We start from the raw sequence: 23,606 nt of genomic DNA on the forward strand, positions 1-23,606 counted from the left end.
AAAATACCTTCTTCCATTTTTCAAAACCAGATCCGGACATTAAATATCCAGAAATTCACTGTCACGCACTTCATGAAGTGCACGGAACAGATCCCCGGGAATATGGCCGGAAAGTCTGTCAATTGAATCATAGATTTCAAGCCTTTTCGTAGTCGGTACATCCTCCTCTTCAGCCAAAAGCTGCAAATTTCCTTTATTTCTTCCTGTAAGACGCTCCATGATTCTTCTTTCCAGTTCTCTTTCAATGGATTGTTCAAGCGGCAGTTTCTTTTCAGTAGTGATCAGTACGGCATACCGACCGTGAACCGTTTCATAAACGACATAATTCGTCGTGATTAATGCATTCTGATCACTGACACAGGATGATGCCAGCTCTCTGCCAATAAAACGCTTTCGGGTGTAAAATCCATTTTCTCCTTCTGACACTTCTACTTGTACAAAACCTTTTCCCTCTTCAATTTTTACAAAATAACGAAGGGCCTGAACAATTGTTGCTGATAAATTCTTTCCAGAAACATTCTGTGCCTGATCAAAAACAGGTAAATCCACATCGGGTACATAAATGGTTTTATTTGGCAAAAGAATCGCCCCTCCCCTATCATCACGAGAATGTTATATTCAACTTATACATATAAATATACACGATTTCTACGTATAAACAAAATAATATACATGTATGTTCTACATATATTTATTCATTATATATAAGCATTTTATGAATATATAATATGGCTTAAGCTTTAAATGCGTATCATGATTGAGATTTAAGAGACCCGGAATGCCAAATCAAACGCAACAACCATGGAGTCAGGCCGTGAGCTAGCTCGCCAGCGCGGTCACAATAAGCTCGGCGGCGCTAGCATAGCCGAGCGCCTTTGTGAACATCTTGAAGAACAACCAGCAGCGTTCTTCTAAGCCCTTAGAATGGCACTTTTGACGGGCCCGTTCATGAAAGAGCTGGCTGGTGTCAGCGTAGTATCGATAAACAAAGAGGTAGTCATAATTACGCTGTTGAACCCTGCCCCGTCTGATTTCGCGAGAGATGCTACTGCGACTGCGATGAAGCAGACGGCTGATTTCGGCTTTTGACTGACCAGCGTTCAAATACGCTTCAATTACGCCTCTTTCTTCTGGTGTGAGTTGTTGGTAATGCTCGGCAGTGCTATTCTTAGATTGGGTCATGGAGATTTTCTCATGGAGATTTCCTGTCTTTAGAGTTTTGGCACTTTAAGTTTAGGTCTCCATGGCCTATTTGTGTAATCTTGATGTGTTGCACTTAGATTTTAAATCCGGGGATATTTAAGAGATTTATAGATCGGGGGAAAAGCCGGTCACCTGATCAGATTTCTGTAATAGAGTGAACACACTCACCCTGAAGGGAAGTTTATGAACGGGGTTCGAGTTGTCTGAATCACTGAAAAAATCGGTAGAACAAACTTTTTAAATCGATGATTCCCTTACATTGGTGGGTGCCTGCCTGAAAAATATCAACAGAAAAAAAGGGCAAAGTAAAGCAGTCAAATGAGTCACTGTCTCAAAATAAGAACTCATTCCGTGATCATTTGACAGACAAATTTGACCTTTCCTGCCACTGCCAGCCAGAAAGATTCATCTCCCTTCCAGTCCGGACAGCACAAAAAACCAGGTACAAAACCTGGTTCATCATTTAGAAATCTGTAAATAAATCCAGTCCATTTTCAGAACATAGAGGAATCCCGTTAAAAAAGGAGAACTTATACATTAAACATACGTTTATTTAACACATATATTCTCCTTATTTTATTGTATCCTCATCGCTGGCCCCTTTAATATTTTTTAATAATTTTATCAGTGCTTTTTGATCTTTTCTTGACAGGGTATGAAATTGAGAGGCAAGGAAAACCCGTTGTTCGGGAATAATTGATGCATACAGTGCATGGCCTTTTTCAGTCAGTGAAACATATTTTGTTTTCCATTCCTTTTCACGTGTGACATAACCCAATTTCTCCAGTCGGCCAAGTAGCTGTGTAATATTCCCTTTTGATACAGACAGTTGTGCGGCAAGTTCTTTCTGGGACAGGCGCTGTTTCCTCTCAATCTGAACCAGAAGTTCGTATTGAGGGAGTGATATTCCCCATTTCTGAAGAAATCTGCCATAAGCATTTGCCTGAATATGGTAGATCTGTGATAACGTCATCCACAGTTCCAGTCCGGTCTTTTTCCGTTTTTCAGAATAATGATCCGCTGACTTTTCCTTCACAGTTTCACCTTCTTCATGATCCATTTCGTGTAAAAATGTCAGTTAATCAATGATATGATGAATTTTCTGAAATAACCGTAGCCCAGGAGCATCCGATACACGTACTCTTTTCTCACCGTTTACCTTTCTAAATTCAAATCCGCCCAGTTAAGGTGGTGACAGCGCTTACCAAGAATTATAAGACTTAAGCATACCAAAGTTTTTGAGGATTGTACTTCCTCGTATCCATGTACCGGCTGTTACTGCAGGCATCATGCACTTTCATAGTTCCGTGAGCTGAACTTTTTATTCAACATTTTTTGAACAAAGCAGAGTAAATGTTTTGGGGAGGCCAATATCACTGATCTTCGTATTTGGCGCTTCATCCAGACGCTCCACACGCAGTCCGGTCGAGGCAAATGCTGTGACTGTTTCCCCCAGTGTCCATTCTCTCAGGGTCACTCTTTTTCGTAAGGTCACCTGATCGTCCGAGGGCAGGTGTTTCCCATAGGCAACTTCTCTCTCCCTGAAGGACTTGTCAAAATAATTACCAAATACAATCTGACGCTTTCCCCTGGTGGTTACAAGTTTTGTTGATATCGGATGGAACTCCTGCAGAATCAGACGTCCTCCCGGCTTTAGCAGGTCATAAACGAGCTGTGCAAGCGGGGCAAGATCAACAAAATAATGAAGAACCCCAAATTCCATAAGTACGATGTCGTATACAGGACGTCTGATTTGTTCCGGAAGACGTAATACATCAGAAACCACATACTGAATGGTAACGCCGAGTGCTTCAGCAGTCCGTCTGGCATATGTGGCGTTTTCCTGAGAAATGTCTGCCACAGTCACTTCAGCTCCAAGAAGCGTCAGTGCCAGCGCCTTTTCTCCATGCGAACCCAGCAGGTTCATCACCTTTTTACCTTTGATCCTTTTTGAATCAAAATATGGGATAAGACGCAGCAGACGTCCTTCCGGATCTCTGCGAATCCTGGCAGCTGCTTCTTCCGGTGTTCCAAAACGGCCTATCCATGCCTGGTAGGCTTCCTCGTTCCACGCCTGACGATTTAATCCCGAATCAGAATTTTGAAGTTTACATAAATATTTTTTTGTTGCCTTGTAAAAACGGTGTGTCGGACTGAAACTGCGAAGATAGGCATCCGGTGATTTCACAAAAATCTTCTGATCCCCCCGTAATATGAATATACGGTCAGGATCAGTACGGATCACAGTCCCAAAATGACAGCTGATCTCTATTTGAACAGCATCGATTGTGAACGTAAAAGAAGCTGTTCTTTTTCGCTTTACTGTCGTTTCAGGCATATAAGCCGTAAAAACTTCACGAATTCTTGCAAAAGCATCCCACTGTACTGAAACTTCAATCTTACCACAGATCGGATCGGGACGGATCCCCTGAATAACCAGTGCACTTTCACCAATCAGAGTATAAGCCACTTTCTCTTGTTCGATGAGATGAACAACGGTCAGCAGCGCATTGTCCCATGTCTGTGAATATAATTGTTCCCGGTTACACATTAGTGAGTCTCCTTCTCATTCAAATAAGCTGATGACCGATAACAGAGGCATATCAACGCCGCTCATGTTTAGCAGCCATAATTAGAACAATGCCAGCTCGGCATCATGTTTATTCTCAATAAAAATAAAAATGGCCCGGCATTATTTTTTGTTAACAAATGTCGGGCCATATCGGATCAAAAATCAATGACCGGTTATTTTGAGAACAGTTCTCCGGAACTCGAACTGTGCATTGGCTGAGTTCGGGCATCCGGGTCAATGAAGTGTTTCGCATTATTTACTGCTGTTGGCGCTTCACCAAATCCCGTTGCAATTAATTTAATTTTTCCAGGATAAGAGCTGATATCACCTGCAGCATAAACACCGGGAATGCTTGTCTCCATCTTCGTATTGACCACAATCGAATTCTTTTCCAGCTCCATTCCCCAGTTTTTAATGGGGCCAATATTAGAAATAAAACCATAATTGACAATCAAGTCATCCAGAGGCAATTCGAGTTCACGATCCCCTCTGACTTCCTGAACAACCAGCTTTTCAATGGCATGCTCGTTGCCGACCAGTGACTTTGCAGTAAAAGGAGTCACAATTTGAACAGAAGACTGTTTCATCTGCTTTACGCTGGTTTCATGCGCACGAAACTGGTTTCTCCGGTGAACTATGGTAATTTTTTTTGCAACCGGTTCGAGTGTATTCGCCCAATCTACAGCTGAATCTCCACCACCAAGGATGACCACACGCTTATCCTTAAAGATCTGTATATCATTCACATAATAATGGAGATTTTTATCAACATATTTATCTGCCCCATTCACTTTGAGCGGTCTGGGTGCAAAGGCACCGACGCCTGCCGTTATCAGCACCGTACGCGATAAATGAGGGGTTCCCGACTCCGTCTCGAGAACAAGTGTCCCGTCACTCTGACGTTTCAGATCGGTTACCCGTTCATCCAGAACAATTTCCGGATGAAAATGGCGTACCTGAACTTCAAGTTTTTTCACGAGTTCCTTTGCTTTTATTTTTGGAAAGCCGGCAACATCAAATATATCTTTTTCAGGATAGAGTGTGCCCAATTGTCCGCCAAGCTGAGGGAGGCTTTCGATAATTTTGACTTTCATCTGTCTCAGCCCGGCATAAAAAGCGGCAAACAGGCCGGTTGGTCCTCCTCCGATTATTGTTATATCAAAAAGATCATCACGTTCTGACAATATGACCCCTCCACTGGAAATGAAACCTTCATTTCGTTTAATTTATCTCATTTACATTTTAAACAAGTTTACAGGTGGATACCACTGTACTGCCTTATATTCAAAAGAGGCAACAACAACAATCACATATCGGTGAACCAGGTACCCGTCTGTACGATGATTAATTTCACAAAAATAGACCATGATAAAAAAGGCTATATCTAGTGATAAGGAATGATCCAACCATGATTCTGGCGACAAACCTGTGTTTCTTATGGCTTCTCATCAATGTATTCATTTTTATTCCCAAAAAAATGACCAGAGAGGAGATACTTTTTATATTTCTGACAAGCTCTCTTTTGCTGATGACGATCATAATACCCATGGCCAATGACAGATACCTTGATATCCGCCAAAAGCCATTTTCACTTCAGGAATTTTTCCCGTTTTTTTTGAATCGAAATATGATTTATCCACTGTCAACGCTTTTAATATTGAATATCAGCCAATTGCTGATTCGTTTCCGCTCACGGATTATCTGGTACGCCGTCTCTGTCGCTGGTTTCACTGTGTATACACTCATGGAAAAAGAGCATACGGTCATTCGCGATGTTCCTGTCGTCATTCTGGTCCTTTTTTTCTCAGCATATTTATTGCTGCTTTATTTCTTACTGAAAAGTTTCAGAGTTCTGTCTGACTCTGAGACCGGAGCCCATACAAATACCGGGAAGAAGTCAGTAAAATGAAGGGACACCTGTTGACTTCGAACGAGTGGTTTATATTAATCACCGGTATAACCGCTTATCTCATTTTCTTTCTTCTGCCCAAACGCTTTACGCGACCTCAGACACTGGTGATGCTCCTTATTAGTGTTTATTTCGTGTCCCTGTTTGATTACACGCTTTGTATTGAGCCGTTCAATTACTACGACGTTAATGATTCAGGCCAGCATGGACCTTGGGATTTTCTCTCACATGTGATGTACGCACCCTTTGCTTATTTCTTTAATTATGGTTATTCACTGATTAAAAAAAGACGGTGGACCGCGATGATCTATATTCTGGTATGGGCTGTTTTCTCATTGTTTGCTGAAGCCCTGTCCTGGCACGCAAAAGTGTATCACTACCGGAACGGTTATCAAATGTATTACTCACTGGTCGTCTATCTTTTTGTGCTCAGTCTGACGATGCTGTATCATTACTGCTTCATCCAAAGCAGAGCAGGCGAGGTTAATCCTGGTCCTCCTGCCGGGCTGCAAGATCCTTCCAGATTTCGGTAACTGTCCCATCTTCATCCTGATCAAATATAAAGGAACCATTATTGTACCGATCCGATTCACGAATATCTGATGACTTTATAGAGACGACCTTTCCCTTATCTGTAGACAGCCAGATGATATCCTGGTCTGTGACCTGCTCAATACCGGCAATCCGATGCGGCTTTGTCTTCAGCTCACGAAGCATCACAAGACCACGTCTGGCACGGGTGCTTTGTTCAAGTTGCTGTTCAATCCGCATTTTTTTCACTGATCCTCTGTCTGTTGCGATGAAAAGATCCGGTGAACGATCGGTATCCACAGCGATTGCTCCAACAACCTCATCATCTGGTTTCAGCTGTATCGCTTTCACACCAGTTGCTCTTAAACCAACTGATCCAGCCTCTTCTGCTGCGAAACGGAGACCGTATCCGGCCCGGGTCGCCACCAGAATATCCGTCTTTCCCCCTGTGAGAAAGACCTTCAGACAGACATCTTCCTTTTTTAAACGGAGCGCACTTAATGGTTTGGATCGACGCTGCGCCTGATATTCAGCAAGTTCTGTTCTTTTCACCATGCCCTTCCGGGTAATAAAGGTGAGGAAACGTGCTTCCTGATCGAAATCATGAACGGGGACAGCGCCAATGAGTTCTTCATCAGGATCAATCGGAACAAGACTGGCTACGTGCTGCCCCAGATCCTTCCACCGTTTATCCTGAATCTCATGAACGGGTAGATACAAATACCTCCCCTTATCAGTGAAAACCAGTAAGGTATCGGTTGTATTCATTCGCTGCTGAAATAAAACATGATCTGTTTCTTTCATTGCAACATCATCACCACTGCTCGCGTTGTACGACCTGAGGCTTGAACGCTTTATGTAGCCATGTTTGGTTAATGAGACCATCACATCTTCTGATGCCACCATGACTTCCAGATCAATTTTAATTTCTTCAATTTTATCCTCAATAGTGGTTCGCCTGTGATCCGAATATTTTTTCCTGATTTCTGTTAATTCTCTGCGAATAACACCAATCAGTTTCTTCTCTGATGAAAGGATCCCTTCCAGGCGCTTAATGGTCCGCATCAGTTCCTCTTCTTCTTTTCTGAGCGTCAGAACATCTGTGTTGGTCAGCCGGTAGAGCTGCAGATTGACGATGGCCTCTGACTGAGGCTCCGTAAATCCGAATGATTCAATCAGATTTTCTTTGGCGTTTTTCTTGTCCTTTGACGCCCGGATCACACGAATCACTTCGTCGAGGATGGAAACCGCCTTGATCAGCCCCTGAACAATATGCTGGCGGTTTCTGCTCTTCTGAAGTTCATACTGACTTCGTCTGGTGATCACTTCTTTTTGATGTTCGATATAAGCTTCAAGAATTTCCTTGAGGCCAAGCAGACGCGGGGTCTTGTGATCGATGGCCACCATATTGAAATTATATGAGATCTGCAGATCCGTGTTTTTGTAATAGTAATTCAGAACACCCTGGGCGTCTGCTCCCTTCTTCAGCTCAATAACCATCCGCATGCCGGTTCGATCGGTCTCATCACGGACTTCTGCGACACCTTCCACTTTATGATCCAGACGAAGCTCATCCATTTTTTTAATCAGTAACGCTTTGTTGACTTCATAGGGCAGTTCGGTGATGATAATCTGCTTTCTCCCCGTACGGAGGGTCTCTATCCGGGTGCGGGCACGAACCATGATTTTCCCTTTTCCGGTGCGGTACGCTTTTTTGATACCGTCGATCCCCTGTACAATACCTCCTGAAGGAAAATCCGGTCCTTTCACCACCGTCATCAGATCCTCGACAGTGCTGGATGGTTTTTCCATCAGCATAATTGTTGCATCAATAATTTCATCCAGTGCATGTGGCGGGATTTCCGTCGCATAACCTGCCGAAATACCTGTCGATCCGTTGACAAGCAGGTTAGGAAATTTGGCTGGAAAAACGATAGGCTCTTCGAGTGAATCATCAAAGTTTGGAACAAAGTCTACAGTCTTAGCATCAAGATCACGAGTCAGTTCAGCTGAAATTTTTGACAGGCGTGCTTCAGTATAACGCATGGCTGCTGGAGGGTCACCGTCAACGCTTCCGTTATTTCCATGCATCTCAATGAGCGGCATCCTGACTTTCCAATCCTGACTCATCCGTACCATGGCTTCGTAAACTGAAGAATCTCCGTGCGGATGGTAATTACCGATCACATTACCGACTGTTTTCGCCGATTTACGGAAGGGTTTGTCACTGGTGTTACCTTCACGGAACATAGCATATAAAATACGTCTCTGAACAGGTTTTAAACCGTCGCGCACATCCGGAAGGGCCCGTTCCTGAATAATATATTTGCTGTATATACCGAATCGATCGCCGATGATCTCTTCAAGCGGCAGATCAAGCAGTTTTTCCCGTTCCGGCATCATTGATCATCACCTTTCACAACTGTCAGGTTCTCATTCTCAAGAATATTCGTCTCCTCATCCAGACCAAAAGCCACATGTGATTCGATCCATTTCCGCCTGGGTTCGACCTTATCTCCCATCAGGGTGGTGACACGTCTTTCTGCATAGGCCTGATCATCAATTTTCACTCGAATCAGCGTACGGGAAGCCGGATTCATGGTCGTTTCCCAGAGCTGATCGGGATTCATTTCACCAAGACCTTTGTAGCGCTGAATGGTGTAGCCCTTACCGACCCGTTTTATCGCATCCTTAAGATCTTTATCATCCCAGGCATATTCGACCACTTCTTTTTTACCGGTGCCCCTGCTGACTTTATATAGCGGGGGAAGCGCGATAAACACCTTTCCGGCATCAATAAGCGGCCGCATGTAACGATAAAAGAAAGTCAGCAGCAGAACCTGAATATGTGCTCCATCATTATCTGCATCCGTCATAATAACAATTTTGTCATAATTACTGTCTTTCAATGAAAAATCTGCACCAACACCTGCACCGACGGTATAAATGATTGTATTAATTTCCTCATTTTTCAGGATATCTTCGAGGCGCGCTTTTTGGGTATTAATGACTTTCCCGCGCAGAGGAAGCACCGCCTGAAATTTACGGTCACGCCCCTGTTTTGCCGAGCCACCGGCAGAATCCCCTTCGACCAGATATAATTCATTGCGATCCGCATTTTTTGAAGCGGCAGGAGTCAGCTTCCCGCTCAGAACAGTTTCCCTGCGACGCGACTTCTTTCCGTTTCGAGCATCCTCACGGGCTTTTCTCGCCGCAACTCTTGCCTTACGTGCACGCGCGGCTTTGCGTATCAGCTTGTCACTAATCTGCGGGTTTTCTTCGAGAAAATAGGAAAGTTGTTCCGAGACAACGGTGTCAACGGCCGAACGTGCCTCGGCAGTGCCCAGTTTTTCCTTGGTCTGTCCTTCAAACTGCAGCAGATACTCAGGGATCCGTACAGAAACAATGCCCATAAATCCTTCACGAATATCACTGCCGTCAAGATTTTTATCCTTTTCCTTAAGGAAACCTTTTTTTCGTGCAAAGTCATTAAAGACACGTGTCAGCGCTGTACGGAACCCCGACTCATGTGTTCCGCCATCTTTGGTGCGCACATTATTGACAAATGAAATCAGATTTTCCGAATAGCCGTCATTATATTGAAAAGCGACATCCACTTCCATTTCGCCGGCTTTACCTTCAAAAGCAACGACCGGATGAAGAACATCCTTATCCTCGTTCAGATAGGCAACGAATTCTTTAATTCCTTCGTCATACTTGTATACTTCCTCTTTATCGGAACGTTCGTCGGTAAGAACGATGGTCATGCCCTTTTGAAGAAAAGCAGATTCTCTCAGACGTTCGCTCAGCACATCAAAATTAAAAGACGTTGTGCTGAAAATGGAGCTGTCCGGTTTAAAATGAACGAGAGAACCCGTCTCCCTGGTGGTTCCGATTCTCTCTAAAGTGGTGACCGGATGCCCCCCCTTCTCAAAACGCTGTCTGAAAATGGAGCCATCACGCCAGACGGTCACCTCCAGCCATTCCGAGAGTGCATTAACGACTGAAGAGCCCACGCCATGAAGACCGCCACTCGTCTTATATCCGCCGTTTTGACCAAATTTTCCTCCCGCATGCAGCACCGTGAAGATGACTTCAACAGTGGGTTTCCCGGTTTTGTGCATTCCTGTCGGCATGCCTCTGCCAAAATCACGGACACTTAGACTCCCATCCTTATGGATGCGTACCAGAATCTTGTTGCCATACCCGGCGAGCGCTTCATCGATACCGTTATCCACTATTTCATAGACCAGATGGTGCAGGCCCTTTGCATCCGTCGAACCAATATACATTCCCGGACGTTTTCTGACAGCATCCAGGCCTTCAAGGATTTGAATCGTGTCGTCATTATATGCCGATGCGTTTCCAGCCAAATAAAAAACCCCTTTCATATCCGGCAGCCAAATCAATCAAGCTTGCAAAAATAGTATCCGGATGAACATGCACTTATTTAAAAATTGTATATTCTGCTGTACTTATCACTCAGGTAAGAAATCAGATATTCTGGATTGGGTCCTTCACCTGTCGCATCATGCAGTATTTCAAACGGCTTTTTCAAGCTGCCAAATCTATGGATATGCATCGTAAGCCACTTTGTGATGACCGAAAGATGTCCTTCAGAAACAAGGTCATCAAAGTCCGGATGTTCCTTAAGGATCGCATGCTTAAACTGAGCCGCATAAACATAACCCAGTGCATAAGAAGGAAAATAGCCAAAATCTCCGCCTGGCCAGTGAATATCCTGAAGGACGCCTTCCCGATCATTATCCGGCATTATGCCCAGATATTCCTTCATTTTGTCATTCCAGACACCCGGGAGTTCACTGACTTCCAGATTCCCGTTAAAAAGCTCCTTTTCAATATCATAACGCACCATAATGTGGAGCGGATAAGTCAGTTCATCTGCAAGTGTACGAATCAGCGAGGGATGGGATACATTAATCGCTCTGTAAAAGTCGTCAAGCGATACTGAGTCAAACTGACCGGAGGCGAACTTCTTCAGTTCACTGAAATGCAGCGCCCAGTAAGCTTTGCTTCGCCCGATAAAATTCTCAAAAAAAAGGGACTGTGATTCATGAATTCCCATTGAAGTCCCTTCGCACAGTGATGTACCGACCAGTTCACGAGAAATGTGCTGCTCATACAGTGCATGTCCCCCCTCATGAATGGTACCCAGTACGGTCGACATAAAGTCATCTTCCTGATAATTCGTCGTTACACGAACATCACCGGGATTCAGCGTAATTTCAAACGGGTGCTCCGTCTCATCAAGTCGCCCGGCATTGAAATCATAACCATTTTCCTTCAGAAGATGAAGACAGAATGCCTTTAATTTATCGGCAGGGAGGTGATTATGAAGGAAACCTGTTTCCGGCTGATCCTTTGACGCACAGACGGACTGCACAATGGGAACAATCCCCTCGCGCAGTCTTTTGAATACCCCATCAACAATTTCCGTTGTCAGTCCCGGTTCATATAAATCAAGCAAGGTATTATATTTATTTTCTTTTACGCCCTGATATTCAATGAACTTTCTCTTAAAATCAACGATTTTTTCCAGATAAGGCTGGAGCTGTCTGAAGTCACTTTTAGCCTTAGCTTCCTGCCAGACGCTTTGTGCTTCCGACTGCAAAATGACATAAGCCTTGTATTCCTCCGCCGGAATATGTTCAAATCGGTTAAAGGTCTTCCTGGATTCTTCCACCATCCGCCGGGTTACCCTGTCCAGTTTGTCCTGAACAGATGAATCTGTCAGTACATCAAGATACGTTTTCATTTCGTCTGAGATCGATCGTTTGAATACTTCATCAGATAATGTCCCGACAACCTCTGATCGCTGAGAAATTCCTTTTACCGGCGCGCCCGTTCGCATATCCCACTCTGCAAGGGCAATCGCTTCGTTGAAATCCATAATCTTTTTTACATACTGTCTATAGGAGTTGACAGTCTCTTCAACGGTCATGATATTCCACTCTTTTCCCATGTTTATCTTATTGATTATTTAATTTAGCGCAAATTACCGCCTCTGTCTATGTTCGATCTGCATCTTTATATATCCTGCTCCAGGCCGTTGTGACCTGAAGAATGAAATTTCATACCTGAATTGCTGAAAAATCCATCCGTTAATGATGTTTTTCAGAAAAGGGATGCTTTCTTCCAAAATACTGATAATAATCTGTTCGTATTCGGCCGTTGTACAATTTCCTCTTCTTACTGGCTTTACGACCGAAAAGTCTCTCAAAATCTTCACAGGCTGAAATGAAGTAAAAAGACCACGTCTCATAAGCTCTGTAAATCCTGCCAAGATCACGGCAAATGCTTTCAATCTGCTCTCTGTCACCGATTCGCTGCCCGTAGGGGGGATTTCCGATCATGTATCCTGATCCCTTTTTTGTTGTAAAATCCCCGGCCTGCATCTGTTTGAAAGTGATCAGGCCGCTTAATCCCGCCTCACGCGCATTATGTTCAGACAGTTCGACCATTTTATGGTCAATATCGCTGCCGTTAATGTCCAGTAGCTGGTCATAATTGGCCAGATTTTCCACTTCTTCACGTGCGGCGGTCCAGTGTGCTGCGGAGACGATCGACCACTGTTCGGAAATAAATGACCGGTTAAACCCTGGTGCGATGTTCTGACCGATCATCGCTGCTTCAATGGGAATCGTCCCTGATCCACAGAATGGATCCACCAAAGGACGGTCAGGTGTCCACCGGCTCAGCAGGATCATCGCACTCGCCAGAGTTTCCTTTAAGGGAGCAAGGCTGTGTAACTGCCGATAACCACGTTTGTGCAGACCGTCCCCACTTGTATCAATGGACAGCGTTGCAATATCTTTCTCCAGAGCAACCTGAATTTTATACAGCGGTCCCTGCTCATCAAACCATGATTTTCTGTAGCGCATCTTCATAGACTCAACAATGGCTTTTTTTACAATGGACTGGCAATCCGGCACGCTGTGTAAAATCGATTTATGCGACTTTCCGGTGACTGGAAAGGCTGCGTCTTCCGGTAAAATGTCCGGCCAGGGAAGCGCTTTGGTTTGTTCAAACAGGCTGTCAAAGGTGGTTGCCCTGAACATCCCGATCCTCAGGCGAATGCGGTCCGCTGTTCTCAGCCAGAGATTCGTCCGGCATATATCTTGAGGAGAAGCCGGAAATGTAATTTTTCCGTTCTCCACTTGTAAGTCCTGGTAACCTAATCTTCTCAATTCCTCTGCAGCAACAGATTCAAGGCCCATCGCTGTTGTTGCAATCAGTGTCAGTTCGCCTGCCACACCCATTTCCTCCCGGAACGCACAGTCCTTTAAAAATCCGAGTGCGTCAATTATTCTGAAGAAAAACGTGCCGACTGGCAAGTCGAAGGCGCTGCCAGAGGCCTGGTTTTTCTGAACCTTTTTTTCAAAAATTGTATACTTCTTTAAAGTCTAATAAAAAAAGCCCATAAAGGGCTTTTTTTCAATAAATGCATTATTCATGTTCTGTAAGCCATGTTCTGTACTTTCGCACTCAATCAGAGCAACAGCTCCTCGTACAAAAGCGGCAATCATCTATCTACAGAATGAACTCTGTCCCTTTTTCCGTTTGATTCCTTCCAAAGGGTTCCTCTACCAAGTTTGAGTTTCCCGCTCGAGGGGTTTACCGCGTTCCACTTCTTCCGTTTCCAGAAGAATTCGTCACTATGGCACTTTCAAGAATACTGAGCCATATCCACAGTGGACACAGGCTGTTCTTCTGCCGTTAGCCCGGATAAATCCAGACTACCCTGGCTTATGACTTGGCCAGGCACGAACACTACGGCCATCACAGGCCGTGCGAGCATGGACTTTCCTCTATATTCTTTAAAGAATACAGCGATCACCCGAACACGAACAATGTCACAGATAATGATTATAATCCATATAATGAAAAGAATCAACCCTTATTTGCTGATTCATTATTCTCCCAGTTTGCTGCCGAAAACATGCTTCTCCAGATTGGACAGCCGCTTGAGTATATCGTAATTCGTCTGTCCCTGGTTTTCCAGAAAAGACCGGTTTTTTGACTCCTCACTTCCTGTCACAAGTTCATTTCGTAATCGTTTGTTTTCCTCTCGAAGGCGTAAAATTTCAGCATTAAATACATCATAGTCATTAATTACAAGATCAAGAAACTGATCCACTTCTTCCTGCTGATAACCATGGAAACTGGTTTTAAATTCTTTATGCAGAATATCATTCTTTGTCAGTCTGACTGTCTTCTGTTCCGCCATGTCATTCACCTCGGCTCGGATCTTTCTTTATTCTTTCAAATTTACCCTTCCTTGTCAATCACGACTGAGACCAGTAATCCGGATTTTGCTGCTGCATATCCACTGATGCATCTTCCAGATCAAAACGGTTTATCATTTGAACAGGATAGGATGACGTTCGTCTCTTCCTTCGCGCAGCCTCAAGATAATAACGAGGCGATCCGGGTGTTTCTTCATCATAAACCATAAGCATTCCGTCTGTTTTGTCAACAAGAAACTGGTTTTTCTGCCGCAGCTGCCAGGGGTGTTCATAGTGGCGTTCACTGATTGCCCGTGTAAAATCAGCTTTGCTTAACACCCTTTCATAGAGTCCCTTCATCCATTCTGCATAATGTTCGCTCTGATTAAGAAAGGGAGCCAGAACCGCCAGTCTGATGCCAGGATACTCTTCTTTTAACGCCAGGCAGGTTTCACCTGCCCATAATTCCATCCCGGCCTGACCGCTGATCACAAACCAGTCAGCACCTTCTTCAACGAGGTTCCTCATATGGGTCTTCAGGCAATAACGAAGAACCGAAATACCCGGATGATCTTCACTGTGAATTCCCAGCTCAGTAGCCTTATAGCCCGTCACCAGTATGGCTTTATGATCTGCTTTCGTACAATCATCCCCTCCGTTGAAGGTGATAATAAACTGTTTCTTTTCGCTAATGTGCCGATCATTCCCGGAAATACAGCGTGCCCCTGCCAGGTCCCCGATCTTTCTGCAGACTGTTTTTGTCAAATGACGTCGAAAACTTGAAAAAGCTGTTGTGAAAGCCGCAGTTTTTGCCGAGAACAGGCTGATTTTGCGCTTGCCCGGGCAATAATTACCGAACCATTTCCCGTAAAACTTTTTCGTCCAGTCGATTGATCCGGCGAAGATAGTTATCCATTTTTTGTTCAGCCCCGCGAACTGAACCTGAGGCTATTTTACTTTTCAGAAGACGAATAGCCTGCTGTGTATAATCAAGTGCTCCATGGTAATCCTTAAACTGGTGTTCCATCAGCTTGGCTGCATCAATATAGACGGAGTCATCCGGATCCATGCCCTGATGAATAGCAGACGTCAATAATTGCAGGGCCTGAGCATAGCGCCCTTCTTTTTTGTAGAGCCGTGCAAGGTGCACCTTCGCCCTTTCGCCTGTCTGTGTCTGTAAATGAATGAGCGAGCGGAAAAGATGGATCGCCCGAACACGTTCACCCAGCTGTTCAAACCAGCGCGCTTCCTGATACTGTTCATCCGTACTGGAAGAAATCATGCCGAGAACTTTCCCGGAAAGATGGATATAAAGCGAAATAAGTGTCAAAACATCTTCTCTGTTATGTTCCATAATACCTGCGATGAGCGAAGCGTCAGGATGTTTGAGAAACTGAAAGTACAGAAAGGGCGCCATCTTCCCGGGCACATCCTGGGCTCTGCCCATAGACAGAACTTCTCGCTCAATCGTCTGAAGCCGGACCGTATCAAGCTTACTCTTCCACAGACGGCGGGATGCGTGAAGAAGGTCGAAATGCCCGAAGGCGGGGAGGCGTGGAACCTGATCCCGGACGAAGCGATGCCTCGTTTTGACCCTGGGCCAGTCAAAGGCTTTACCATTAAACGTAACCAGATTTTTCAGTGAACGGCAGTCACTCAAAAACGCATAATAAAACGCGGCTTCATGTCCCGGCCCTGGGAGAAAGTACTGCTTCAGAATCACTTCTTCCTCAGTTACCCGGGCGAGTCCGATCAGAAAAATCATTTGACCAGTACCCGAAGCAAGCCCCGTTGTTTCGGTATCAAAGAAGAGCAGATCTTCAGCCTTAAGACCTTTAGCTGAAAGCGGATGAATACCTGGTCCGGATTGCCAGGAGGAAACAGACTGGAAGAGGTCCCGGGGCTTCCAGGGCCCCAGTTGCGTATCCAGACTGAGCCGTTCTGTGTGAACCAGCGTAAATTCCTGGTCCAGATAACGCACATCGGCATTCAGATCTTTCGCTGCACGAAAAACTTCCGCTTCCCCTTCAGCGGAGTCAGAAGCCTCATGGACAGAAGCAGCCTTTTTCTCCGGCTTCTCCGGAATATGCTGCGCTTGTCTGAGCTGTTCCTTATAGAGCTGCAGTTTTTGCTTTAATGACAAGGTTTATCGGTCCCCCAAAAGTCGAAGTAAGGCACTTTTAACTGCTTTTCCTTCACTGACCAGCCCGATGCATGACGGACAGCCGGTCTGGCAGTGACATGTTGCAGTCATCTCTCTGGCTTTTTCCAGAAGCTCAGGCATTGCCTCATACAGCTTTCTGCTCAGGCCGATTCCACCCGGATATTTATCATATATAAAAATCACAGGGCTCCCTGTTTGGGGTGCTTTAATTTTTGGAACAACCGACAGGTCAGCCTGGTCGCACATGACATAAAGAGGAGCCGCATGGCGAAGCAGATGGCTCAGGCCTACAAGAACCCCCTGAAAAACATCTTTTCCAAACCGGTCAATCCAGATCTCAGGAAAACTGATCCAGACCGCGGAGGTATGCATTTCCATCTCCGGAAGATGAATATGCCCCCAGCCGATATTTTCCATCGTCTCAAAGCGAATCTTCTTGAATACCGTCGGTAAAGCGCGGACCGATACATCTCCGTAATGTTTTTCAGCTTCGCATACGGGAACCTGTCCGTTTTCATCCGTATCGAGTACATCCAGCTGCACCGCCAGGTCTGAATCGGTATAATAATTGACATGAACACGTCTGATATATGCCTTCCGTTCCTCAAGATCCAGCTGATCCACATGATACTGCATGCCCTGATGGATATATATCGCATCTTCGTAAAGCATGGTCATAGCGCCGAATCGATCCATTTCACCGATCACTTTAGCATGCCCTCTGTCGGTGATATCGACAATCGCAAAAGAATCCTGCACAGCGGATCTGAGACTGATTTCCGTTGCAGGAAAAGCATCATTCATCCAGTACCATTTTCCCGACTGATAATGGAGGACATCTTCATCTGCCAGAAATGTGCATAATTCATCTGCCGGCTGATCGCCAAATCGTTCACCCTTCTTAAAGGGGAGTTCGTATGCGGAACATTTGATATGATCAGCAAGAATCATCAGGTTGTCCGGATTAATACGGACATCCTCCGGTTTTCTGGCAAAAAAATCATCCGGATGATTAACCATATACTGATCCAGCGGATTAGATGAGGCAACCATGATGATGATGGCATCATCAGTACGTCGTCCTGCTCTGCCCGCCTGCTGCAGAACACTTGCCATATTGCCCGGATAGCCTGTCATGATACAAACCTGAAGCTGCCCGATATCAACGCCAAGCTCAAGCGCATTCGTACTGACCACGCCCATGATGTCTCCGTCTCTGAGTCCCTTTTCAATCCGCCGTCTTTCCAGAGGCAGATAGCCGCCTCTGTAAGCACAGATTCTGGCGCGCTGATTTCGGCCGCTGTTTATCTCCTGAAGATGGCTGGCAAGCAGTTCCACTTTCAGTCTGCTTGGTGCAAAAATGATCGTCTGTAATTCGTTCTTCAGAAAACGGCTGGCGAGCTGCTTAACGGCCATCATTTCATCTTCGCGAATATTCAGTTGTTTATTTACGACAGGCGGATTGTAAAAAAGAAAGTGTTTTCTAACTGACGGAGCTCCATTTTTATCAATCAGAACCATTTTTCGCCCTGTCAGTGCCTGCGCATGTTCCCGTGGATTGGCAATGGTCGCCGATGTACAGATGAACTGCGGATGACTCCCGTAAAAACGGCAGATTCGTTCCAGACGTCGGATAACATTCGCAACATGGCTTCCGAAAACGCCCCGGTAAACATGCAATTCATCAATAACGACATATTTCAGATTTTCGAAAAGCGAAAACCATTTCGTGTGATGAGGAAGGATCGAGGAGTGAAGCATATCCGGATTCGTCATCACAATTTGTCCGGCACGGCGGATCTTCTGCCGTACACCCCCGGCGGTATCTCCGTCGTATGTATAACTCTTGACGGGTTCGCCAATTTCATTTATCAGTTTTTCCATCTCGTTTTTCTGATCCTGAGCCAGCGCTTTGGTCGGGAAAAAATACAGTGCCCGGCTGGATGGATCATCAAGTACCGATTGAAGAACCGGCAGATTATAACAAAGAGTTTTGCCTGAAGCTGTCGGTGTGACCAGCACCACGTCCTTGCCGCTGAGCACTGTCTCAAACGCTTCTGCCTGATGCGTATAAAGTGAAGTGATCCCACGTTCAACAAGCGCCCGGCGCAGTCTCCAGTCCATGTGTTCCGGGAACGGGCACGAAATGGCTGCTCTTCCGGGAACGGTATGCCAGTGCACAACATTTGGATCTTTTTTCAGTGCATTTGCCAGATCGGCTATGGACTGCCGCACATCCATTCTGATCACCTCTGAAAACAATATTTATCAGAATTTGTCCGCCTCAGACTCTCTTGCTCTGTATTATACCATATCGAATAGGTGTTCGCCATAAAAAACCGCCATCCCGCACTCGTATGATATATAATTAACTGAGAAGAAGAAAAAAGGTGACTGAAATGAAATCTATAAATCAACTTCTTGAAAAAGACAGGAATATTGTGGTTCTGACCGGTGCCGGTGTCAGCGTGCCTTCAGGGATTCCCCCCTTCCGTGGACCTGACGGACTTTATCAGAATAACGATGTTGAGCGTTTTCTTACCATGAACTATTACCTGCATCAGCCTGAAAAATTCTGGAATTTCTACTGGAACCTTTTCGATGCCGATCTTTTGCTGACGGCGAAGCCGAATAATGTGCACAGATGGATTCAAAAGCTCGAGGATAAACACAACGTTACAGTCATTACACAGAATATTGACGGCCTTCATGTCAGGGCAGGAAGCAGTCATGTTATAGAAATCCATGGCTCATTCACACAGACCGTCTGCCCGTCCTGCGGTACGGTCTACGCAACAGGAAATATTCGCAATCAAAAAGTGCCACATTGCTCCGCCCGGAATGAAAAGGGTGGAACCTGCGGACACATTCTGAAACCGGATATCGTGTTGTTTGGTGAAGCTGTCTACGGTTTTAACGAGGCTGAAGCTGCGTTGAATCATGCAGACCGACTGCTTATTCTCGGTACTTCACTCGGCGTCGCTCCCGCTAACATGATCCCGTACTATGCGAAAAAGAAGGGCGTACCCACCCTGCTCGTCAATGATCGTCCGGCGATTCAAATGGACTGTGTTGACCGTTATATACAAGCTGACTTCAGACATTTTGACCCGGATCAACCGACAGTATGATCATGATCCATCAGGCTTTTGACCGATTCTTATCCAGAAGGTTTAAAAAGTCATCAACTTTCTTCCAGATAAAATCCGGACCGGCAGGAAACTCATGCGACTGGGATACCGGCAGCCATTGTACCGCCGCTGTATGGATTCCGGCCGACTTACCGGCCATTATATCCGTATTACTGTCACCAATATATATTGAAGACTCAGGATTTGCATCAAATTTTTCCAATGTCTTTCTGACCCCGGTCGGATCCGGCTTCGGAATGTCAACATCATCACCTGTGACAACACTCTGAAACAAGCCCTTAAATCCGAGTGCTTTTTCGGAAATCTGAAAGGTACGCCTGCTTTTACCGGTAATGACGCCTGTCTGAATGTCCTGCCTGTGTAATTCATGAAGGAGCCGAACAATATTCGGATTTTCGCCTGCGAGGCGGGCATGTTCTTTTTCATATATCCGGTAGTACAAATCAATTGCGTCATGCACATTTTCCTGATGCTGAAAATTATTTCGGATCATTCCTTCTTCCGGTGGTCCGAACATCGCGACGATTCCGTCATCACCAACGGTCCGCCCGTCATATTTTCTGAAAACTTCCTGCATGCCATAAATGGTCAAAGGCAGTGTATTTGCCAGTGTCCCATCAAAATCAAACAGTACTGTTTTAAATTCCATCTATATGCCTCCATTGCCATTTACTCAATGACTTAATGGTATCATATCTGATCGTTTGAGTCATACATGTAACTGAGCGAGCAGGTCGCTCAATTTGGTGACCGGCAAATGGCAGGCAAACTGTTCACAGTAGAAATAAGTCGTCCTGTCGCTTATGGTTGAATAAATATCCAGATTATGATTAAAGTCAGTGAGCTGCTGAAGATCCCCTGAAAATACAGTCAATTCGGGAAGAAAGGATTCGAAAAGACGGTCCAATGCCTTTCTGGTGTCTTCACCTTTGTTCCCCTGCAGGACAATCAGTTCTTTCGGACCTGACACCTGATAGATCAAAGCAGACAGCATAGACGTATAACCGGCCGGGTAAGTGGATATTTCGTCTGAGAACGAGGTAAAAACCTGTTGTGCTAACTTTTCATAATGATCTGACCCCGTACGTTCTGCAAGTTTGAGCAGCACCCATACGGCTGCACTGTTCCCTGAAGGAATGGCACTGTCTACGGCTTCCTCCGGCTGAAGCACCAGCTGTTCAGCTTCGGTTGAAGCCATCCTGAAAGCTCTCCCCGCGTGATCAAAAAACAGACGGATCATCTGATCTGCGAGCTCTTTCATGTCAGACAAGTAACCGGCATGGAAAGTAGCTTCATATAGTGCCTCACACGAAAGAGCTAAAAAAGCATAATCATCCAGATAGGCAGAAAATTTGGCTTCGCCCTCGCGAAATCTGGCAAAGAGTTTACCTTCGTTCATCAGTTTTATTTTGATAAAACGGTACACGGTTTCCGCCATGTTGACATAATGTTTTTTATGTAATGTCTTTCCGGCATATGCCAGGGCCACGATCATCAATGCATTCCATGAAGTCAGCATTTTATCATCCTTACCTGGATGAACCCGCTGGTTCCTCGCTTTCAGCAAAATTTCCTTTGCATGCTTAAATTGCTCTGACAACACATCCGGATTTTGACCTGTTCGTGTCCGATTAACCCCGATCCTGTTCGGAATATTTCTGCCCGCAAAATTACCTGCCGATGTGATTCGGTATGCCTCACAGAATGCCTCCCCCTCCTGTTTCCCAAGGAGTGAAAGAATTTCTGTCTTACTCCAGAGATAGTATTTTCCTTCCTCTCCTTCAGAATCTGCATCTTCAGCGCAGAAAAACCCACCTTCAGTGCTAAGCAGCTCGCGTTCACAATATGAAAAAATATCTTCAATGATTTGTTCATAAGCCTCGTCCTTCGTGACCTGATAAGCTTCTGTATAGGCAAGGGCCAGCATCGCCTGATCATAAAGCATTTTCTCGAAATGTGGAATCAACCATTGTTCATCCGTTGAATAACGGGCAAAGCCCCCACCTATATGATCATGAATTCCGCCCTCAGCCATCCCGTCAAGCGTCTTCTTCACCATCTCTGTTGCATGACTGTTCCCCGTCCATTTCGCATAGCGTAATAGAAACATCAGCTGATGTGGTGCAGGAAATTTTGGTGCTCTCCCGAATCCGCCACAGACCTTGTCGAAGCTTTGTGACAGGTTTTGAAAGGCCTGATGAATTGTCTCTTCCTGCAACGTGGACTGACTTTTTGTTCTCTGAGACAGAGCAGTGACAATTTCCGTACCCATTTCTGCCATTTTCTCATGATTCCTGTTGTATTGTTCTTTGAGTGAGAGTAACACATCTTTAAAGCCCGGGCGACCATAAGCGCTCTTCTTCGGGAAATAGGTACCGGCGTAAAACGGTTTTTGATCAGGCGTCAGAAAAACATTCAGCGGCCAGCCTCCCTGACCAGTCAATGCCTGGCACACTTTCATATAAACTGCATCAATATCCGGTCTCTCTTCCCGATCAACTTTGACTGAGATATAATTATTGTTCAAAAGATCGGCAGTTTCCTCATCTTCAAAGGATTCAGCTGCCATAACATGACACCAGTGACAAGTCGATTTGGCACACCCTACGAATAGCCTATACTGACCAATATTGGCTTATTTTCCTTTTTTGCTTTTCTAAATGCCCTATGTGACCACTCCATCCAATTGACTGGATTATGCGCATGTTGAAGTAAATATGGTGACTTTGAATGGATTAGTTCATTAGTGTATTTGTGCTGATGTGGCATATGGATTACTCCTCTGCAAATTAAATTTGATAGTGAATTCTTCCTCAGTTTTCTCGTCCAAACAACAGATTTCATAATACTGTGATATAGTTTGTTCCGTTTGGTATAAGACCATTCATTATTCTTAATTTGATTCAAAAAACTGTCACGTATAAGGAGCTTATCTTTACGATCAGTATTTTGGGCTTTACTAAATCATGGTTTAATCATGGCCAGTTATATTTCGAATTGAAACGATCAGTCATAGAGCACCTTCCTTAAGAAAAACCCATATGCGGCGTCCTCCGACAAGATGGGGATGAAAAATACAATCAGCAGGGATCTTACTGCCCGTTAATGAGGGATTAAGCGGGATACACCAACATTCTGAAGCAATGGAAGAACAGCGATTATTCAAAACTTCAATCAGACAGAAATGACTTAAGCTGCAAAAATAAAACCGTCGATACTTTGTCGGCGGTCTTTTGTTTCCAGACGGCAGTCAGGATCCTTCCCCGGAAATAAGTCCCTTCCAGGTTAATCCTTTTTGTGTGAACGTTTAAAGAACAGATCGTTCATTAAAAACCGGCTTTGCTTAATCGGCACTTCATACATTTTTTCCCATCTTTCGGCAATCTCCTCGGGGTCACTGTCCATCAATTTCTTCCTGTCTTTTTCGCTCAGATTATGAACTGCTTTCTTCAGATCAGACAGACTTTCTGATTCATGCACATGTTTATCTGAGTTCATGTAATCCCCTTCTCCTGAGTATGGTTTTCACTATTATCTTACTTCATCCCGGCGCTCCTGTCATAAAATACATTCGATTTTTTCCATTTTTAAAAGGGTATGTATCATACGTTCAAGTTGAGTCCGTATAATTGTGTAAAAAGGGTTTCTGAATATGAGAAAATGTTGAGCAGGGAATCTGTTTTTCTGGAGGGGCTGGCCAGCCCCCTCCAGAAAAACAGCGGGATTTCATTTCTCTCTCGTCTCTGTCATTTTTTTCATAGAAAATGAGCCGGAGCCCATCATCTCAGTTAGAATAGAGTTAACCAAAAACCAAATTCTAAAGGAGAGA

Annotated in this window: 18 protein-coding genes, 1 other RNA gene and 1 pseudogene; 2 read left to right on the forward strand and 18 right to left on the reverse strand. The window is 44.8% G+C overall.

The features are described from left to right. Nucleotides 1–39: 39 nt before the first annotated feature. The 5 genes and pseudogenes from EWH91_RS05710 to EWH91_RS05730 form a co-directional block, all read right to left on the reverse strand. Nucleotides 40–579 (reverse strand): EXLDI protein, encoded by a 540-nt coding sequence (locus tag EWH91_RS05710; protein WP_129929061.1) that lies wholly within the window; start codon nt 577–579, stop codon nt 40–42. Nucleotides 580–867: 288 nt separating this feature from the next. After that, nucleotides 868–1,182, reverse strand: a pseudogene (locus tag EWH91_RS05715) (helix-turn-helix domain-containing protein); the annotation flags it as partial. 592 nt (nt 1,183–1,774) lie between these two features. Next, on the reverse strand, nt 1,775–2,239 hold the full coding sequence (locus tag EWH91_RS05720; RefSeq protein ID WP_240697267.1) for a MarR family winged helix-turn-helix transcriptional regulator: 465 nt from the start codon (nt 2,237–2,239) through the stop codon (nt 1,775–1,777). 285 nt (nt 2,240–2,524) lie between these two features. Next, on the reverse strand, nt 2,525–3,754 hold the full coding sequence (locus tag EWH91_RS05725) for a class I SAM-dependent methyltransferase (protein ID WP_129929063.1): 1,230 nt from the start codon (nt 3,752–3,754) through the stop codon (nt 2,525–2,527). A gap of 194 nt (nt 3,755–3,948) precedes the next feature. After that, complete coding sequence (locus EWH91_RS05730) at nt 3,949–4,959, reverse strand: NAD(P)/FAD-dependent oxidoreductase (protein WP_129929064.1); 1,011 nt, start codon at nt 4,957–4,959, stop codon at nt 3,949–3,951. A gap of 736 nt (nt 4,960–5,695) precedes the next feature. Here EWH91_RS05730 and EWH91_RS05735 point away from each other — a divergent pair. Beyond that, entirely contained in the window at nt 5,696–6,217 is a 522-nt protein-coding gene (locus EWH91_RS05735) for a hypothetical protein (protein ID WP_206184285.1), read from the forward strand. On the opposite strand, the gene parC is transcribed toward EWH91_RS05735, so the two are convergent. The 9 genes from parC to EWH91_RS05780 all read right to left on the reverse strand — a co-directional run bounded on the left by parC (nt 6,168) and on the right by EWH91_RS05780 (nt 18,866). Next, nucleotides 6,168–8,615: a DNA topoisomerase IV subunit A gene (parC, locus tag EWH91_RS05740; protein WP_129929065.1), complete on the reverse strand. Its 2,448-nt coding sequence runs from the start codon at nt 8,613–8,615 to the stop codon at nt 6,168–6,170. The two genes, EWH91_RS05735 and parC, sit on opposite strands and share 50 nt — an antisense overlap. Next, complete coding sequence (gene parE / locus EWH91_RS05745) at nt 8,615–10,606, reverse strand: DNA topoisomerase IV subunit B (RefSeq protein ID WP_165364251.1); 1,992 nt, start codon at nt 10,604–10,606, stop codon at nt 8,615–8,617. The genes parC and parE overlap by 1 nt, the downstream gene beginning before the upstream one ends. Before the next feature lie 59 nt (nt 10,607–10,665). Further along, nucleotides 10,666–12,177, reverse strand: coding sequence for a carboxypeptidase M32 (locus tag EWH91_RS05750; protein WP_129929067.1), 1,512 nt, complete (start codon nt 12,175–12,177; stop codon nt 10,666–10,668). 160 nt (nt 12,178–12,337) lie between these two features. Further along, a complete protein-coding gene (locus tag EWH91_RS05755) occupies nt 12,338–13,489 on the reverse strand; it encodes a THUMP domain-containing class I SAM-dependent RNA methyltransferase (protein ID WP_129929068.1) in 1,152 nt (383 codons plus the stop codon). A 202-nt stretch (nt 13,490–13,691) separates the two neighbouring features. Then, nucleotides 13,692–14,081: RNase P RNA component class B (gene rnpB / locus EWH91_RS05760), an RNA gene on the reverse strand. A gap of 67 nt (nt 14,082–14,148) precedes the next feature. After that, nucleotides 14,149–14,463 carry a cell division regulator GpsB gene (gene gpsB, locus EWH91_RS05765; RefSeq protein ID WP_129929069.1) on the reverse strand — a complete coding sequence of 105 codons (315 nt, stop codon included), beginning with the start codon at nt 14,461–14,463 and terminating at the stop codon, nt 14,149–14,151. A gap of 58 nt (nt 14,464–14,521) precedes the next feature. Continuing rightward, nucleotides 14,522–15,226, reverse strand: coding sequence for an SLOG family protein (locus EWH91_RS05770; protein WP_240697268.1), 705 nt, complete (start codon nt 15,224–15,226; stop codon nt 14,522–14,524). Between the two features lie 85 nt (nt 15,227–15,311). Further along, on the reverse strand, nt 15,312–16,604 hold the full coding sequence (locus EWH91_RS05775; protein WP_129929070.1) for a ribonuclease H-like domain-containing protein: 1,293 nt from the start codon (nt 16,602–16,604) through the stop codon (nt 15,312–15,314). Between the two features lie 3 nt (nt 16,605–16,607). After that, nucleotides 16,608–18,866, reverse strand: a complete 2,259-nt coding sequence (locus EWH91_RS05780) for a DEAD/DEAH box helicase (RefSeq protein WP_129929071.1) — start codon at nt 18,864–18,866, stop codon at nt 16,608–16,610. A 158-nt stretch (nt 18,867–19,024) separates the two neighbouring features. Here EWH91_RS05780 and EWH91_RS05785 point away from each other — a divergent pair, with 158 nt between their 5' ends. Continuing rightward, entirely contained in the window at nt 19,025–19,756 is a 732-nt protein-coding gene (locus tag EWH91_RS05785; RefSeq protein ID WP_129929072.1) for an SIR2 family NAD-dependent protein deacylase, read from the forward strand. A gap of 10 nt (nt 19,757–19,766) precedes the next feature. Here the strand turns inward: EWH91_RS05785 and EWH91_RS05790 are convergent, their stop codons facing one another. From EWH91_RS05790 to EWH91_RS05805, 4 genes are all read right to left on the reverse strand, one after another. Beyond that, nucleotides 19,767–20,426 carry an HAD family hydrolase gene (locus EWH91_RS05790; protein ID WP_129929073.1) on the reverse strand — a complete coding sequence of 220 codons (660 nt, stop codon included), beginning with the start codon at nt 20,424–20,426 and terminating at the stop codon, nt 19,767–19,769. A gap of 60 nt (nt 20,427–20,486) precedes the next feature. Beyond that, nucleotides 20,487–22,346, reverse strand: coding sequence for a thioredoxin domain-containing protein (locus EWH91_RS05795; protein WP_129929074.1), 1,860 nt, complete (start codon nt 22,344–22,346; stop codon nt 20,487–20,489). Nucleotides 22,347–22,381: 35 nt separating this feature from the next. Next, nucleotides 22,382–22,621, reverse strand: coding sequence for a DUF255 domain-containing protein (locus tag EWH91_RS05800; protein ID WP_129929091.1), 240 nt, complete (start codon nt 22,619–22,621; stop codon nt 22,382–22,384). A gap of 441 nt (nt 22,622–23,062) precedes the next feature. Next, nucleotides 23,063–23,275, reverse strand: coding sequence for a hypothetical protein (locus EWH91_RS05805; RefSeq protein WP_240697269.1), 213 nt, complete (start codon nt 23,273–23,275; stop codon nt 23,063–23,065). Nucleotides 23,276–23,606 lie beyond the last annotated feature (331 nt).

It is taken from the genome of Sporolactobacillus sp. THM19-2 (assembly GCF_004153195.1).
GTDB lineage: Bacteria > Bacillota > Bacilli > Bacillales > Sporolactobacillaceae > Sporolactobacillus.

Bases quoted from the DNA above. Each gene is read 5' to 3' on its own strand.
- EWH91_RS05725 (WP_129929063.1), bottom strand. From the start codon at position 3,754: ATGTGTAACCGGGAACAATTATATTCACAGACATGGGACAATGCGCTG.
- parC (WP_129929065.1), bottom strand. From the start codon at position 8,615: ATGCCGGAACGGGAAAAACTGCTTGATCTGCCGCTTGAAGAGATCATC.
- parE (WP_165364251.1), bottom strand. From the start codon at position 10,606: ATGAAAGGGGTTTTTTATTTGGCTGGAAACGCATCGGCATATAATGAC.
- EWH91_RS05750 (WP_129929067.1), bottom strand. From the start codon at position 12,177: ATGACCGTTGAAGAGACTGTCAACTCCTATAGACAGTATGTAAAAAAG.
- gpsB (WP_129929069.1), bottom strand. From the start codon at position 14,463: ATGGCGGAACAGAAGACAGTCAGACTGACAAAGAATGATATTCTGCAT.
- EWH91_RS05780 (WP_129929071.1), bottom strand. From the start codon at position 18,866: ATGGATGTGCGGCAGTCCATAGCCGATCTGGCAAATGCACTGAAAAAA.
- EWH91_RS05785 (WP_129929072.1), top strand. From the start codon at position 19,025: ATGAAATCTATAAATCAACTTCTTGAAAAAGACAGGAATATTGTGGTT.
- EWH91_RS05790 (WP_129929073.1), bottom strand. From the start codon at position 20,426: ATGGAATTTAAAACAGTACTGTTTGATTTTGATGGGACACTGGCAAAT.
- EWH91_RS05795 (WP_129929074.1), bottom strand. From the start codon at position 22,346: ATGGCAGCTGAATCCTTTGAAGATGAGGAAACTGCCGATCTTTTGAAC.
- EWH91_RS05800 (WP_129929091.1), bottom strand. From the start codon at position 22,621: ATGAAATCTGTTGTTTGGACGAGAAAACTGAGGAAGAATTCACTATCA.
- EWH91_RS05805 (WP_240697269.1), bottom strand. From the start codon at position 23,275: ATGAACTCAGATAAACATGTGCATGAATCAGAAAGTCTGTCTGATCTG.